The organism is Nocardia vaccinii NBRC 15922 (assembly GCF_001613305.1).
Lineage (GTDB): Bacteria > Actinomycetota > Actinomycetes > Mycobacteriales > Mycobacteriaceae > Nocardia > Nocardia vaccinii.
Window position 1 is genome coordinate 111,599 of sequence record NZ_BDCC01000009.1, and the last position, 12,633, is coordinate 124,231.

13 protein-coding genes are annotated in these 12,633 nt (G+C 66.9%); 9 read left to right on the plus strand and 4 right to left on the minus strand.

The genetic code is table 11. The features are described 5' to 3' along the window. The first annotated feature begins 62 nt into the window (after nucleotides 1-62). Complete coding sequence (locus NV1_RS45475; RefSeq protein WP_245713560.1) at nucleotides 63-1,367, plus strand: phosphohexomutase domain-containing protein; 1,305 nt, start codon at nucleotides 63-65, stop codon at nucleotides 1,365-1,367. Then, nucleotides 1,349-1,540 (plus strand): hypothetical protein, encoded by a 192-nt coding sequence (locus NV1_RS45480; protein ID WP_245713561.1) that lies wholly within the window; start codon nucleotides 1,349-1,351, stop codon nucleotides 1,538-1,540. Before NV1_RS45475 ends, NV1_RS45480 begins: the two co-directional genes overlap by 19 nt. Before the next feature lie 11 nt (nucleotides 1,541-1,551). Here NV1_RS45480 and upp read toward each other — a convergent pair whose 3' ends face one another. Further along, the gene (gene upp, locus NV1_RS05205; RefSeq protein ID WP_067886052.1) at nucleotides 1,552-2,175 is read right to left on the minus strand and encodes a uracil phosphoribosyltransferase; all 624 of its coding nucleotides are present in this window, start codon (nucleotides 2,173-2,175) and stop codon (nucleotides 1,552-1,554) included. Between the two features lie 147 nt (nucleotides 2,176-2,322). Here upp and NV1_RS05210 point away from each other — a divergent pair, with 147 nt between their 5' ends. The 6 genes from NV1_RS05210 to NV1_RS05235 all read left to right on the plus strand — a co-directional run bounded on the left by NV1_RS05210 (nucleotide 2,323) and on the right by NV1_RS05235 (nucleotide 8,268). Beyond that, nucleotides 2,323-2,646, plus strand: a complete 324-nt coding sequence (locus NV1_RS05210; RefSeq protein WP_067886054.1) for a DUF2563 family protein — start codon at nucleotides 2,323-2,325, stop codon at nucleotides 2,644-2,646. After that, nucleotides 2,643-3,758 carry an NlpC/P60 family protein gene (locus NV1_RS05215; protein WP_067886056.1) on the plus strand — a complete coding sequence of 372 codons (1,116 nt, stop codon included), beginning with the start codon at nucleotides 2,643-2,645 and terminating at the stop codon, nucleotides 3,756-3,758. The genes NV1_RS05210 and NV1_RS05215 overlap by 4 nt, the downstream gene beginning before the upstream one ends. Continuing rightward, complete coding sequence (locus NV1_RS05220) at nucleotides 3,755-4,108, plus strand: hypothetical protein (protein WP_067886058.1); 354 nt, start codon at nucleotides 3,755-3,757, stop codon at nucleotides 4,106-4,108. The genes NV1_RS05215 and NV1_RS05220 overlap by 4 nt, the downstream gene beginning before the upstream one ends. A gap of 4 nt (nucleotides 4,109-4,112) precedes the next feature. Continuing rightward, nucleotides 4,113-4,445, plus strand: a complete 333-nt coding sequence (locus NV1_RS05225; RefSeq protein ID WP_067886059.1) for a YbaB/EbfC family nucleoid-associated protein — start codon at nucleotides 4,113-4,115, stop codon at nucleotides 4,443-4,445. A gap of 33 nt (nucleotides 4,446-4,478) precedes the next feature. Beyond that, on the plus strand, nucleotides 4,479-5,732 hold the full coding sequence (locus NV1_RS05230) for a SatS C-terminal domain-containing protein (protein WP_067886061.1): 1,254 nt from the start codon (nucleotides 4,479-4,481) through the stop codon (nucleotides 5,730-5,732). Between the two features lie 184 nt (nucleotides 5,733-5,916). Continuing rightward, nucleotides 5,917-8,268, plus strand: coding sequence for an arylsulfatase (locus tag NV1_RS05235; protein ID WP_067886667.1), 2,352 nt, complete (start codon nucleotides 5,917-5,919; stop codon nucleotides 8,266-8,268). 9 nt (nucleotides 8,269-8,277) lie between these two features. On the opposite strand, the gene NV1_RS05240 is transcribed toward NV1_RS05235, so the two are convergent. From NV1_RS05240 to NV1_RS05250, 3 genes are all read right to left on the minus strand, one after another. Then, nucleotides 8,278-9,369 (minus strand): adenosine deaminase, encoded by a 1,092-nt coding sequence (locus NV1_RS05240; protein WP_067886063.1) that lies wholly within the window; start codon nucleotides 9,367-9,369, stop codon nucleotides 8,278-8,280. A 429-nt stretch (nucleotides 9,370-9,798) separates the two neighbouring features. Then, nucleotides 9,799-11,148, minus strand: coding sequence for a thymidine phosphorylase (locus NV1_RS05245; RefSeq protein WP_218026928.1), 1,350 nt, complete (start codon nucleotides 11,146-11,148; stop codon nucleotides 9,799-9,801). A gap of 339 nt (nucleotides 11,149-11,487) precedes the next feature. Further along, nucleotides 11,488-11,889, minus strand: a complete 402-nt coding sequence (locus tag NV1_RS05250; protein ID WP_067886065.1) for a cytidine deaminase — start codon at nucleotides 11,887-11,889, stop codon at nucleotides 11,488-11,490. Between the two features lie 337 nt (nucleotides 11,890-12,226). Between NV1_RS05250 and sdhC the strand changes: the two genes are divergently transcribed. Then, nucleotides 12,227-12,631, plus strand: coding sequence for a succinate dehydrogenase, cytochrome b556 subunit (gene sdhC / locus NV1_RS05255; protein WP_067886067.1), 405 nt, complete (start codon nucleotides 12,227-12,229; stop codon nucleotides 12,629-12,631). Nucleotides 12,632-12,633 lie beyond the last annotated feature (2 nt).

Here is a 12,633-nt window from a genome sequence, read left to right on the forward strand (position 1 = left end):
CGGTGCGGCCGCACCGGAAGCCGAAGTGCCGGAAACCTGATGTGCCGGAAAGGATTGTGCTGATGCTGCGATTCGGGACGGCCGGTCTGCGGGGACCGCTGCGGGACGGCCCGGACGGGATGAACGTGGACACGGTGTTGCGTGCCACCGCCGGACTCGCCGACTGGCTGCGCGAGCGTTGTCCGGCCGGGGGCGTGGTGATCGTCGGCCGCGACGCCCGGCACGGATCGGCCGAATTCGCCACGGCCACCGCGGAAGTCCTCGCCGCCGCCGGATTCTCGGTCCTGCCGCTGCCGCGCCCGCTGCCCACCCCGGTCGTGGCCTTCGCGGTGCGCGAACTCGGCGCCGTGGCCGGAGTGCAGATCACCGCATCACACAATCCGGCCACCGACAACGGCTACAAGGTGTACCTCAGCGGCGGCTCTCAGCTGATCCCGCCCGCCGACACGGAGATCGAACAGCGCATCGAAGCGGTGCGCCAACCGATTCCCCGCGCCGATCCGCGGCCGACCTCCCCCGACCCGCAACTGCTCGCGCTCCCACCCGGCACTCCCATCGCCGAACTGGGCGAGGAGATCGTCCGCCGCTATCTCGACCGCGTCGCGACCCTGCCCGCCCGGCTCGGTGGCCCCGACACATTCCCCGGCAGCACCGGTACGCCGCCCGGTACGGCCGATCCGCGTCCCGATGCACGGCTCGACGGACCCGAAACCCGAACCGGCGGGGCCGAAGCCTCGCGCGACCGAGCCGCCGCGGCGGCCGGCGGTCCAGACCCGGTGACCGGCTCACCGGCCATCGGCGACGCGAGCCGGGCGTCGGTGACCTCTTCGAAGGTCGTCCCGATTCCGTTGCGGCGCAACAAACTCCGGATCGCGCTGACGCCGATGCACGGCGTGGGCGGGGAACTCGCCGTCGCGGCGCTGCACGCGGCCGGATTCACCGATGTGCAGGTGGTGGTCGAGCAGTTCGCGCCGGACCCGGATTTCCCGACCGTCGATTTCCCGAATCCGGAGGAGCCGGGCGCCGCGGATCTGCTGCTCGCACTGGCCGATCGAATCGATGCCGATCTGGCGATCGCGCTGGATCCCGATGCGGATCGATGCGCGGTCGCGCTGCCCGGACCGCGGGGCCACCGCATGTTGCGCGGTGACGAAACCGGTGTGCTGCTGGGCGATTTCGTGCTGTGCAGCGCACCCGCCGACGCTCTGGTGGCGACCACGATCGTGTCCTGCGGCTGGCCGATCAGGACGCTGCCGCACAGGTTCTCGAAAAGCTGCGCGAGAATCCGCCGGACGCCATCGCCGGGACGCCGGTCACCTGCACCGATATGGCGCAGGTGCGCGGACCGATGCGCACCGACGCGCTGATCTTCGAAGCGGACACGCAGCGCGTCGTGGTCCGCCCCTCGGGCACCGAGCCCAAGCTCAAGTGCTATCTCGAGGTGATCGAGCCGGTATCGTCCCGGGCGGCGTTGCCAGAGGCGAAACAGGCTGCCGCACAACATTTGTCCGACCTGCGCAAGTATTTCGAAAGCCGCTGAGCTCCAGTGGTTCAGCGCGGACCGAACTGACGATCCCCCGCATCGCCGAGACCGGGGACGATGTAGGCGTTTTCGTTGAGTCCGGTATCGATCGTCGCGGTGACCAGCCGGACCGGCAGACCGGACTGTTCGAGCGCCGCGATGCCCTCCGGCGCGGCGACGACGCACACCGCGGTGATATCCGTGGCGTCGCGGGCGTCCAGCAGTTCCAGGGTGTGCCGCATCGAACCGCCGGTCGCCAGCAGCGGGTCCAGCACGAATACCGGTACTCCGGCCAGGGATTCGGGCAAGGACTCCATATACGGCACCGGCTGATGGGTGCGCTCGTCGCGGGCGATGCCGACGAAGCCGACGCGTGATTCGGGGATCAGCTCACTGGCGGCGTCGACCATGCCGAGCCCGGCCCGCAACACCGGCACGAGCAGTGGCGGATGGGCCAGCCGCACCCCCTCGGTGGCCGCCACCGGTGTGCTGATCTCGAACGTCGTCAGCGGGGCCTCGCGCAATGCCTCGTAGATGAGGATTCCGGTCAGATCCCGCAGTGCGCCACGGAAAGCCGGGTTGGGTGTGCGCTCATCGCGCATGATGGTCAGCAGAGTGGAAGCGAGCGGATGATCCACGGTGTGCGTTCGCATGAGGGAACGATAAGGTTTGCGCCGGGGCTCGGCCCGCACTCCGTCCGGGATTTTCTCGCTCGCGGAGTGGAACCGTTCTCGTGGCGCCTGCGTCAAACCACTCGGATGACGTAATCTGCCACCAGACCAGCACGATGGGGGATTGTGATGCCAAAGATCTCGGTCGACACCGAGGGCCTTGCCGCCTACGGTGCGACAGCCGGTGGGCTGGCCGGTGAAATGGCCTCGGCCGCAACCGCGGCGGCAGCCGCCGATCCGGCCCTGCTCGGCCCGATCTTCGGGCTCGTCGGTGGTGATTTCCTCACCGCGTACTCCGCCGCCCACGCCGGGCACGTGGCCTCGATCGGCCAGCTGTCCGCGGTGCTCGGCACCATGGGCACCGCCGCGGCCGGCGCCTCGGTGAGCTACGCGGAGAACGACGCCGAGCGCGTCACCGCCATGCGCGCCGTGCAGGAAGAGCTGCAGGCATGATCGCCGGGATCGATCTCGACGCCCTGGCCAAACCGCTGGTGGATCTGGTCGCCAGTTTCGGCACCGGTGTGCTGCCCGCCGGCGGCCCCGCGGATGCGCTGCGCCAGACCTCCACGACGTTGGACGGCATTCACAAGGCCGGCAGCACGAGCATCAACCAGATGACCGACGCCTGGAACGGCCGCGCCGGTGACGCCGCGATGGACAAGGCGATGCAGGTGCAGACCTCCGCGGCGAACATCTCCGATCGCGGCACCAGCATGGCCGATGTGGTCAGCCAGGCCGCCTCCACGGTGCAGACCGGCCAGCAGAAGCTCGCCGGAATCCTGCAGGACTTCGTGCACCAGGTGAACGTGCTCGGCCCCGCGGCCACCACACCCGTGGGCCTGACGACGGTGGTCACCTCGGCGATCGACCACTTCGGCCAGGCGGTGGGCGTGGTCGGGCAGGTGCGTTCGGATCTCGACACGCACACCGCCTCGATGACGCAGCTGACCCCGGCTCCGTCCACCCCGTCCACGGTCGCCACCCCGGTCAACACGGCCTCGCTGATCTCCCAGGCCGGCAGCGGCGCGGAGACGGCGTCGTCGCTGCTCGGCGGCGTCTTGTCCAGCGGTGGTTCGGCGGTCGGTTCGCTGACCACCCCCGCCTCGGCGAAGGCATCGAAGACCTCCACCGCGGCCAACAGCAGCACCGACAAGACCACCAAGAACGGCGGCGTGATGATCACGCTGCCCGACGGGACCAAGGTCGAAGCGCCCAATCAGAAGGCCGCGACGGCGGTGAACGCCGCGATCAAATGCTGCGGCACCCCGTATGTGTGGGGCGGTAACACACCTGGTCAGGGCCTGGATTGCAGCGGTCTGACCAAATACGCGTACGGCCAGGCCGGTGTCGACCTGCCCCGCCTGGCGGCCGATCAGAGTCAGGGCGCCACACAGGTCGGCCCCGGCGATGTGATGCCCGGCGACCTGGCCATCTGGGATGGTCACGTCGCCATGGTGGTGGGTAACGGAAAGATGGTCGAGGCCGGAGATCCGGTTCAGATCGACGCGATTCGAACGGAGAACATGGGAATGGCGTTCCACGGCTTCTACAGGCCCACGTCATGAGCGCGCCGCAGCCGCAGAAGGAGATCCCGAACGTCACGGTCGCCTCGAGCACCAATCGTTCCGGGACCATCAGCGTGCGCGCGACCGATCAGGGCATGCCGGTGGAGATCAAGTTCGAGCGCAGCGAATATCGTTACGGCGCACAGGCTCTGGCCGCCGAGATCCTGCGCCTGACCAAGCGTTCGGCGATCGTGGCCAAGGCGCGGCGGCGGGAGCTGCTGGCCGAGTCGGGCATGCCGGTCGAGATCCTCGACAAGCTCGGCCTGCCCACTCGTCAGACCGCCGTGGACGAGCTGGATCGCATGGACGACGAGGACACCGGACCCACGAGCTGGATGAGGCAGGTGTGAGGGTATGAGTGCAGAGATGGACGCTCTCGTCGCCGCCGCGACGGAGAAGCTGGAGGCCCTCGAGGCCGCACTGCACGGCCTCGGGCAGGTGCGCGGTAAGCACACCACCGACGATGGCCTGATCAGCGTCGAGGTGAACAGCGACGGCGCCCTGGTCGGGCTGCGGCTGGCCGAGTCGATCACCTCGCGTCCGCCTGTCGAGGTGGGCCAGGCCATCATTCAGGCCTGCACCCAGGCGGCCCAGGATGCGGGCGAACAGCGCTCCGCGGTCGTGGCGACGCTCAATTCGAGCTTCACAGCACCGCAGGCGGGAAATGTTGGGGGGCGGGCCGAATAGTGCCACAGGCGCAGGGTCGATAGGCTCACGGTCATGGCTTCTGGAGACATCGTCCCGATCGAGCTCGGCCTGACCGACGGCGATCTCGTCACCCTATGGGCACCGCGCTGGCGCGACGGTGAGGACGAGTGGGAGGCATTCCTCGGACACGAGGACTCGCTGTACGGTTTCGACTCGGTCGCGGAGCTGGTCGCGTTCATCCGGACCAACGACGACAACGATCTGGTCGACCATCCGGCATGGAAGGTCATCGCCGGATTGTCGGCCGCGGAGCTGGAGCCCGAGGACGAGCACATCTTCGATCTGGTCGCGGTGCCGGAACTGGCGGCGGGCGATCCCGACCCGGATATCATCGCCGAACTCGACGCGACGCTCGATATGGCTCGCACGATCGGCGATGTGTGCGAACTCGAGGTGGTGACCAAGTTCTTCGACTCGCATCCGGAGATCGGCGCGCTGCACGCGGGCGTGAACGCCTTCTTCGGCCGCGAGGGCGAGGAAGTGTGGGGGCAGATCGGCGCGGCCATCGTCAAGGACTGGGACGCGGTCGTGGACGCCATCGACGGAGTGGTGAAATCGCCGGAGGTCGATGCGGATGCCGTATCGGTCGCCGAGGCGGAACTGCTTGCGGCGGAACAGAATATCGTCGACGCCGAGGATGCCGCCGAGAACGACGAGGACGACGAGATCGAGCACGTCGATCTCGATGCCGAGGACGAAGAAGCCGAGGACGAGGACGAGACCTTCTGGCACGGAGTCGGTATCGACCCGGTCCGGATCGTCACCTCTGAAGGCCAATTCTTCACACTGCGTTGCTACCTCGACGACGAGCCGGTGTTCCTCGGCAGCAACGGCCAGATCACGGTCTTCGGATCCGAGCGCGCCCTGGCCCGTTACCTGGCCGACGACCACGATCACGATCTGGCCGCGGTGAGCACGTACGGCGAGGTGCACACGGCGGCGATCGACGGATCGCTGGAGGTGGAGGTCTCCGACGAGAACGTCTACGTCCTGCCCGGCCTGGCCGACGATCTGGCCGAGGGCCCCGAGGCCGTCGATCTCGATCAGCTCGATCTCGCGGTCGAATTGTTCACCGACGCAGCCGATTACGCCGACGACGACGCCGTGGAGCAGGCACTGGCCAAGTCCACCTCGCTCGGTTCGTACGTCTCGTATCTGCTCGAACCCGACCCGGGCAGGCTGGCGCCCAGCGCCCCCTTCGCCGCCGAGGCCGAAGCCTGGCGCGCCCTGGAACGCTCCTTCGAAGCCCGTCTGCACAAGGGCTGACCGTCCCGCGTCCCGGCGACTTCGGCCCGTCGCCGGGAGCGGGAGATTTCGATGGTCGCTGCCGACCTTCGACCTGGTGACATACGGCGGTGCGACGTCGTACGCTCACTGAACAACCGACTCCACATCGATCGATGTTCGCGCGTGTATGCCAAATGCGCAGTTCTCGTTACGGAGGTGGATGATGGTCAGGAAGTTCGAGGGAAGAATCGCGCTCGACATCCGTGATTCGGAGGCCGACTGGCGGCCTTTCGCGGAGCCGACCGCACCGCAGGACGCGCCGAACGTCCTGTACCTGGTGTGGGACGACATCGGAATCGGCACCTGGGACTGCTACGGCGGTCTGGTCGAGATGCCGAATATGAAGCGGATCGCAGATCGTGGCCTGCAGTTCACGCAGTTCCACACCACCGCCCTGTGTTCACCGACGCGTGCCTCGCTCCTGACCGGGAGAAACGCGACCTCCGTCGGCATGGCGACCATCGAGGAGTTCTCCGACGGGTTCCCGAGCATGTGTGGCCGGATACCGGACGAAACCGCACTGTGCTCGGAGGTCCTCGCGGAGCACGGGTGGAATACGTACGCGGTCGGAAAATGGCATATGACGCCCCTCGAAGAGGAGAATCTGGCCGCCTCGAAGCGGCATTGGCCGCTGGCGCGCGGGTTCGATCGCTTCTACGGATTCCTGGGCGGAGAGGCCGACCAGTGGTATCCGAATCTGGTGTACGACAATCACCCGGTCGCGCAGCCGTACGCACCGGAGGACGGGTATCACCTGTCGAAAGATCTGGCCGACAAAACGATCGAATTCATTCGCGATGCGAAGGTGATCGCACCCGACAAGCCGTGGTTCACCTACCTGTGCCCTGGGGCCGGGCATGCGCCGCATCACGTGCCACGGGAGTGGGCCGACAAATATCGCAGCCGGTTCGACATGGGCTACGAGAAGTATCGCGAGATCGTCCTGGAGAACCAGAAGCGCATGGGTCTGGTGCCGGAGAACACCGAGTTGTCGCCTATGAACCCGTACGCGAATGTGACCAGCGCGGACGGTAAGCCGTGGCCGATGCAGGACACCGTGCGAGCCTGGGATTCGCTGTCGGAGGACGAGAGGCGGTTGTTCGCTCGGCAGGCGGAGGTCTTCGCGGGATTCCTGTCCTACACCGACGCGCAGATCGGCCGGCTGCTGGACTATCTCGAGGAAAGCGGCCAGCTGGACAACACCATCGTCGTCGCCTTCTCGGACAACGGCGCCAGCGGCGAGGGTGGCCCGAACGGCTCGGCCAACGAGATGAAGTTCTTCAACGGCTACATCGACACCATCGAGGACAGTCTGGCCAAACTCGACGAGCTGGGCTCGCCGACCACCTACAACCACTACAGCATCGGGTGGGCGATGGCGTTCAACACCCCGTACAAGCTGTACAAGCGATACGCGTCGCACGAAGGCGGGATAGCCGACCCCTGCCTCATGTCGTGGCCTGCCGGGATAGCGGCCCGCGGCGAGGTGCGCCACCAGTACCTGAACGTCTGCGATATCACCCCTACCGTCTACGACCTACTCGGCATCACGCCCCCGGAGACGGTGAAGCACGTGCGGCAGCGTCCGCTGGAAGGGATCAATTTCCGGGCGCTGTTCGAGGACGCCGACGCGGACGTCGGCAAGCACACACAGTTCTATTCGATGCTGGGCACGCGCGGCATCTGGCATCGCGGCTGGTTCGCCGACGCCATCCACGCCGCATGCCCGTCCGGCTGGGGCCATTTCGACCAGGATCGCTGGGAGCTGTTCCACATCGAGCAGGACCGCAGCCAGATTCACGACCTCGCCGACCGTCATCCCGAGAAGCTCGAGGAAATGAAGGCGCTGTGGTTCTCCGAGGCCGCGCGATACAACGGCCTGCCGCTCAATGATCTCGACTTCATCTCCACGATGACCCGCTACCGCCCGACGTACACGGCGGAGCGGGACAGCGCTGTCTACTATCCCGGTAGCGCGGAGGTGGGACCCGGTGCGGCGCTGGAGATCAGAGGACGATCGTTCGCGCTGCTGGCAAAGACGACGATCGACAGTGCGGATGTCCAGGGGGTGCTGTTCGCCCATGGCGGCCGGCTCGGCGGACACACCCTGTACGTCAAGGACGGCCACCTGTACTACACCTACAACTTCCTCGGCGAGGAAGAACAGACCATCGTCTCCGATCGCCCGGTACCGGTGGGCGATCACATTCTCGGAGTCCGGTACGAACGCCGCGGAACCCGCCCGGACAACTTCACACCAACCGGTGAGGGCGTTCTCTACATCGATGAGAATCCCGTCGGCTCACTCGACGACATGCGGACTCAACCCGTCGTATTCTCCGGGGTCGGGGAGGGGATCCGCATCGGCCGCGACAACGGCCAGTCCGTTTCCGTGCGCTACCGCGCGCCGTTCCCGTTCACCGGGGGAACCATGCACCAGGTCATCGAGGACGTCAGCGGCAAGCCCTACCAGGACCTGGAAATGGCTGCGGCCGCGGCATTCTCGCGCGATTGAGGCAGGAGGTCAGCCGAGCAACACCGCGTAGCCGGGTTTGATCACCTCGTCGATGATGCGCAGACGTTCGGGGAACGCGATGAAGGCGGACTTCATGGCATTGATGGTGAAGCGTTCCAGGTCGCTCCAGCCGTAGCCGAACGTATTCACCAGTTTGAGCATTTCGCGGCTCATGCTGGTGTCGCTCATCAACCGGTTGTCGGTGTTGACCGTGACGCGGAATCGCAGCCGGGCCAGCAGGTCGAACGGGTGCTTCTCCAGCGAGGTCACCGCGCCGGTCTGCACATTCGAGGACGGACACAGCTCGAGCGGAATCCGCTGGTCCCGAACATAATTGGCGACCAATCCGAGTTTCGGCTCGGATTCGGAGTCGCTGATGTCGTCGGTGATGCGCACGCCGTGGCCGAGCCGCTCACAGCCGCAGAACGCGACGGCCTCGTGGATGGACGGCAGGCCGAACGCCTCACCGGCGTGAATGGTGAAGTGCGCGCAGTTGGCCCGCATGTATTCGAAGGCGTCCAGGTGCCGGCTGGGCGGGTAGCCCGCCTCGGCCCCGGCGATATCGAATCCGCCCACGCCGCGATCGCGCCACCGCACGGTCAGCTCCGCGATCTCGAGTGAGCGCGCCGCGTGCCGCATGGCGGTGAGCAGGCACACGACCCGGATGGGCATGCCCGCCTCGGCGGCCAGCTGTTCGCCCTCACGGAAGCCCGCCAGGGTGTGTTCGACGACCTCGTCCAGGGAGAGGCCGCGCTCCAGATGTTGTTCGGGCGCGAAACGCACCTCGGCGTACACCACGCCGTCCTCGGCCAGGTCCAGGGCGCATTCGCGGGCCACCCGGTGCAGACCCTCGGCGGTCTGCATGACGGCGGTGGTGTGCGCGAAGGTTTCCAGATATCGCTCGAGCGATCCGCTGTCTGCCGCATCGCGGAACCAGTTGCCCAGCGCGGCGGCGTCCTGCGCGGGTAGCTGGTCGTAGCCGCACTGTGCCGCAAGATCCAGCACGGTCGCGGGACGCAATCCACCGTCGAGATGGTCGTGCAGCACGGCCTTCGGGGCCTGGCGGATCGAGGCAAGAGTCAAAGGCATCGGTCCAGTCATGTATCGACGCTAGCTCATCCCGCCTCCCCGCGCCTCGGGCCGGATTCGTGTGCCGGGCACGTGGCGTCGGCGGCCGGCGGTCGACGAGTGGCCAGGTCAGCCCGTCCCCGGAAGGTTACCCATGTGTTCACGGAATCAGTTGTTGCGTGCCGGTGTACCGAATGCGGCCGAGGTGCAGTGGTGCGGCAGAGATGGAGATGGCTCAGCAATGCGACGCGACCGGAATCCGCAGAACCAGACGGGCCGGTCACCGGCCGTGGAACCGGACGGAGGTGCTGAACATCCGACCGCAAGCGGCGAAGGCGCCCGAAGCGACCGCGCGCCGGATCGGCCGGGCGCACGGTATCGCCCGAGGCCGCGTGGCCGGAATCCGGGGGCGACCACGCTGGAGGTGATGCGGCCAGGAGCGCGGCGGGGGGCACGGTGCGCTCAGGGTTCGATGCGGTCGAGCACGATGGCGGCGGGCACGGTCGGGTCCCAGCTGGACGGGGCAGGCACGGACGGGCCGGAAGTGGACGCGATCGCAGCGGACGCGGTCGGCGCGGCATCGATCGCATAAGCGTCGCGCAGCGCCTCGAGCGCGGCCGGAAATGCCTCGGGTGTGTCGGTGTGCAGGGTGAGCAGGGGCTGGCCCGCGACAACGTCCGCACCGGGCTTCGCGTGCATCTCGACGCCCGCGCCGAATTGGACCGGATCACCCTGGCGGGCGCGCCCGGCCCCGAGACGCCAGGCGGCCAGGCCGACGCCCATCGCGTCGAGACGGGTCAGCGTGCCGGATCGTTCGGCGGTGACGACCTCGGTGTGCGCGGCAACGGGCAGCGCGGCGTCCGGATCGCCGCCTTGCGCCCGGATCATCGCCTTCCAGTGGTCCATGGCTCGGCCGTCGGCCAGCGCGTCCGCCGGATCGACGTCGTGGATTCCGGCCTGTGCCAGCATCTCCCGGGCCAGGGCGAGGGTCAGCTCGACCACATCGGCGGGCCCCGCGCCGGAGAGCACCTCGACCGCTTCGGCAACCTCGAGGGCATTACCCGCGGTCCGGCCGAGCGGGGTGTCCATCCCGGTCAGCAGCGCCACGGTGCGCAGGCCCGCGTCGACGCCCAGCTCGACCATGGCCCTGGCCAATTCGCGCGCCGTATCGAGCGTTTTCATGAACGCGCCCGCCCCGACCTTGACGTCCAGTACCAGCGCCGCGGTGCCCTCGGCGATCTTCTTGCTCATGATCGAGCTGGCGATCAGCGGAATAGATTCCACGGTCCCGGTGACGTCCCGCAACGCGTAGAGCCGCTTGTCGGCGGGCGCCAGATCGGCACCGGCGGCGCAGACCACCGCGGCGATCGCCGGATCCGCCAGTACCCGGCGCATATCCGGAACCGAGATATCGGCTCGCCACCCGGGAATCGACTCGAGCTTGTCCAGGGTGCCGCCGGTATGCCCCAGACCGCGTCCGGACAACTGCGGCACGGCCGCACCGCATGCCGCGACCAGCGGTGCCAGCGGCAGGGTGATCTTGTCCCCCACACCGCCGGTCGAGTGTTTGTCCACGGTCGGGCGCGGGAGATCGGCGAAGCTCATCCGCTGTCCGGACTCGATCATCGCGCCCGTCCAGCGGGCGATCTCGCGCCGGTTCATCCCGCGCAGCAGAATCGCCATCGCCAAGGCCGACATCTGCTCGTCGGCCACCTCACCCCGGGTGAATCCGCCGATCACCCAGTCGATCTGCTCATCCGACAACTCCCCACCGTCCCGCTTGGCCGTGATCACCGACACCGCCGAATGCACGCTCACCATGCCCGACAGACTCCCAGAGGTTTCCCGGCAGTGCACGGGCCTTCGGCGTGTACGGCCATGAATCGCGTGCGAATTCCCCGGAGATATGTGCGACCGCCGAAATCTCATGGATCCGGCGAAAGCGCGACCGCTCCCCCGGAAACTCCCGTAGCGTACGTAACGTAGCTCACATTCAACCGGCGGCAAATCCGCTTTTGCCCCGTAATTTGTTGTGCCACAACGCTTTACGAATCAATCGCGAACAACCGCAGCGACAGTGCGCCGCGGGGCGGGCGGGCGGACCACAGAGCGAACGATCAGCAGCACTGGGAAGCCGTGCGAAAACTCACATCATTTCCGCCCCGCCGCGAGATCATCGGGCCCGAACGCAAACGGCAGCAAATGCTTCAGCGACACCGGGCCGTCAACGTGATCGACCAGCAGATCGCCGCCTCCGTGCTCGTAGAGCAGCTGTCGGCAACGTCCACAGGGCATCAGGACCGCCCCGCGCGAATCGCACACAGCAATCGCCAGCAACCTCCCGCCACCGGACGCGCAGAGGTTACCGACCAGTACACATTCAGCACACAGCCCCAGCCCGTATGAGACATTTTCCACATTGCACCCGAGCACCATTCGGCCGTCGAGAGTGCGCGCGGCGGCGCCCACGGGATACCGCGAGTAGGGTGCATACGCATTCCGCATAACTTCGAATGCATTGTGGCGCAATATATCCCAATCGATTTCCGGCATATCGAGCCTCCGTCCGGGCTGGTCGTCAACGGTCGGGAAAAAGCTACCGCAGACGCTTCGGCCTATCAGGCAAGGCAAACCTAACTCATCGAATTTCGGCCCAACGCCCGGCACGCCGAATTAGTTCCGCGAATGTCCGGGGATTACAGTTCTGACAGATCGGTTCAGGTTTGGCCGTGCACCGGCGGCCACCGCCTCTGGGGTGTCGGCCCCGGGCACAGAGCTGGTGAATTCAGATCCAACGGCTCCTGGAGTCCGCGCCCCGAAATCTGCGACCGGATCGCCACTTGCCGGCCCGCCCGGCGGGTCCACAACGACGTTGGAGGCACCGCACTCTATGACCACCACGCTGGAAGCTCCGGCTCAGCCGAAGCGGAAGACCCTGTACCGCGGCGACCCTGGCATGTGGTCCTGGGCGCTGCACCGGATCACCGGTGTGACGATTTTCTTCTTCCTCTTCGTCCACGTGCTCGACACCGCTCTGGTGCGGGTAAGTCCGGACACCTACAACCGGGCGATCGAGACCTACAAGAACCCGATCGTCGCTCTGATGGAGATGGCCCTGGTCGTGTGCGTGCTGTTCCACGCACTCAACGGCATCCGGGTCATCCTGGTCGACTTCTGGTCCAAGGGCCCGAAGTACCAGCGGCTGATGCTCTGGATCGTGCTCGCGATCTGGGTGATCGTCGCCGGTATGGGCGTGGGACGCCAGCTGTTCTACATGATCACGACGGAGCTCTGAGA

Coding starts and splice junctions, on each gene's coding strand:
- NV1_RS05215 (WP_067886056.1), top strand. CDS start 2,643: ATGATCGCCGGGATCGATCTCGACGCCCTGGCCAAACCGCTGGTGGAT.
- NV1_RS05235 (WP_067886667.1), top strand. CDS start 5,917: ATGGTCAGGAAGTTCGAGGGAAGAATCGCGCTCGACATCCGTGATTCG.
- NV1_RS05225 (WP_067886059.1), top strand. CDS start 4,113: ATGAGTGCAGAGATGGACGCTCTCGTCGCCGCCGCGACGGAGAAGCTG.
- NV1_RS45480 (WP_245713561.1), top strand. CDS start 1,349: ATGCGCACCGACGCGCTGATCTTCGAAGCGGACACGCAGCGCGTCGTG.
- NV1_RS05240 (WP_067886063.1), bottom strand. CDS start 9,369: ATGACTGGACCGATGCCTTTGACTCTTGCCTCGATCCGCCAGGCCCCG.
- NV1_RS05230 (WP_067886061.1), top strand. CDS start 4,479: ATGGCTTCTGGAGACATCGTCCCGATCGAGCTCGGCCTGACCGACGGC.
- NV1_RS05210 (WP_067886054.1), top strand. CDS start 2,323: ATGCCAAAGATCTCGGTCGACACCGAGGGCCTTGCCGCCTACGGTGCG.
- sdhC (WP_067886067.1), top strand. CDS start 12,227: ATGACCACCACGCTGGAAGCTCCGGCTCAGCCGAAGCGGAAGACCCTG.
- upp (WP_067886052.1), bottom strand. CDS start 2,175: ATGCGAACGCACACCGTGGATCATCCGCTCGCTTCCACTCTGCTGACC.
- NV1_RS05250 (WP_067886065.1), bottom strand. CDS start 11,889: ATGCCGGAAATCGATTGGGATATATTGCGCCACAATGCATTCGAAGTT.
- NV1_RS05220 (WP_067886058.1), top strand. CDS start 3,755: ATGAGCGCGCCGCAGCCGCAGAAGGAGATCCCGAACGTCACGGTCGCC.
- NV1_RS45475 (WP_245713560.1), top strand. CDS start 63: ATGCTGCGATTCGGGACGGCCGGTCTGCGGGGACCGCTGCGGGACGGC.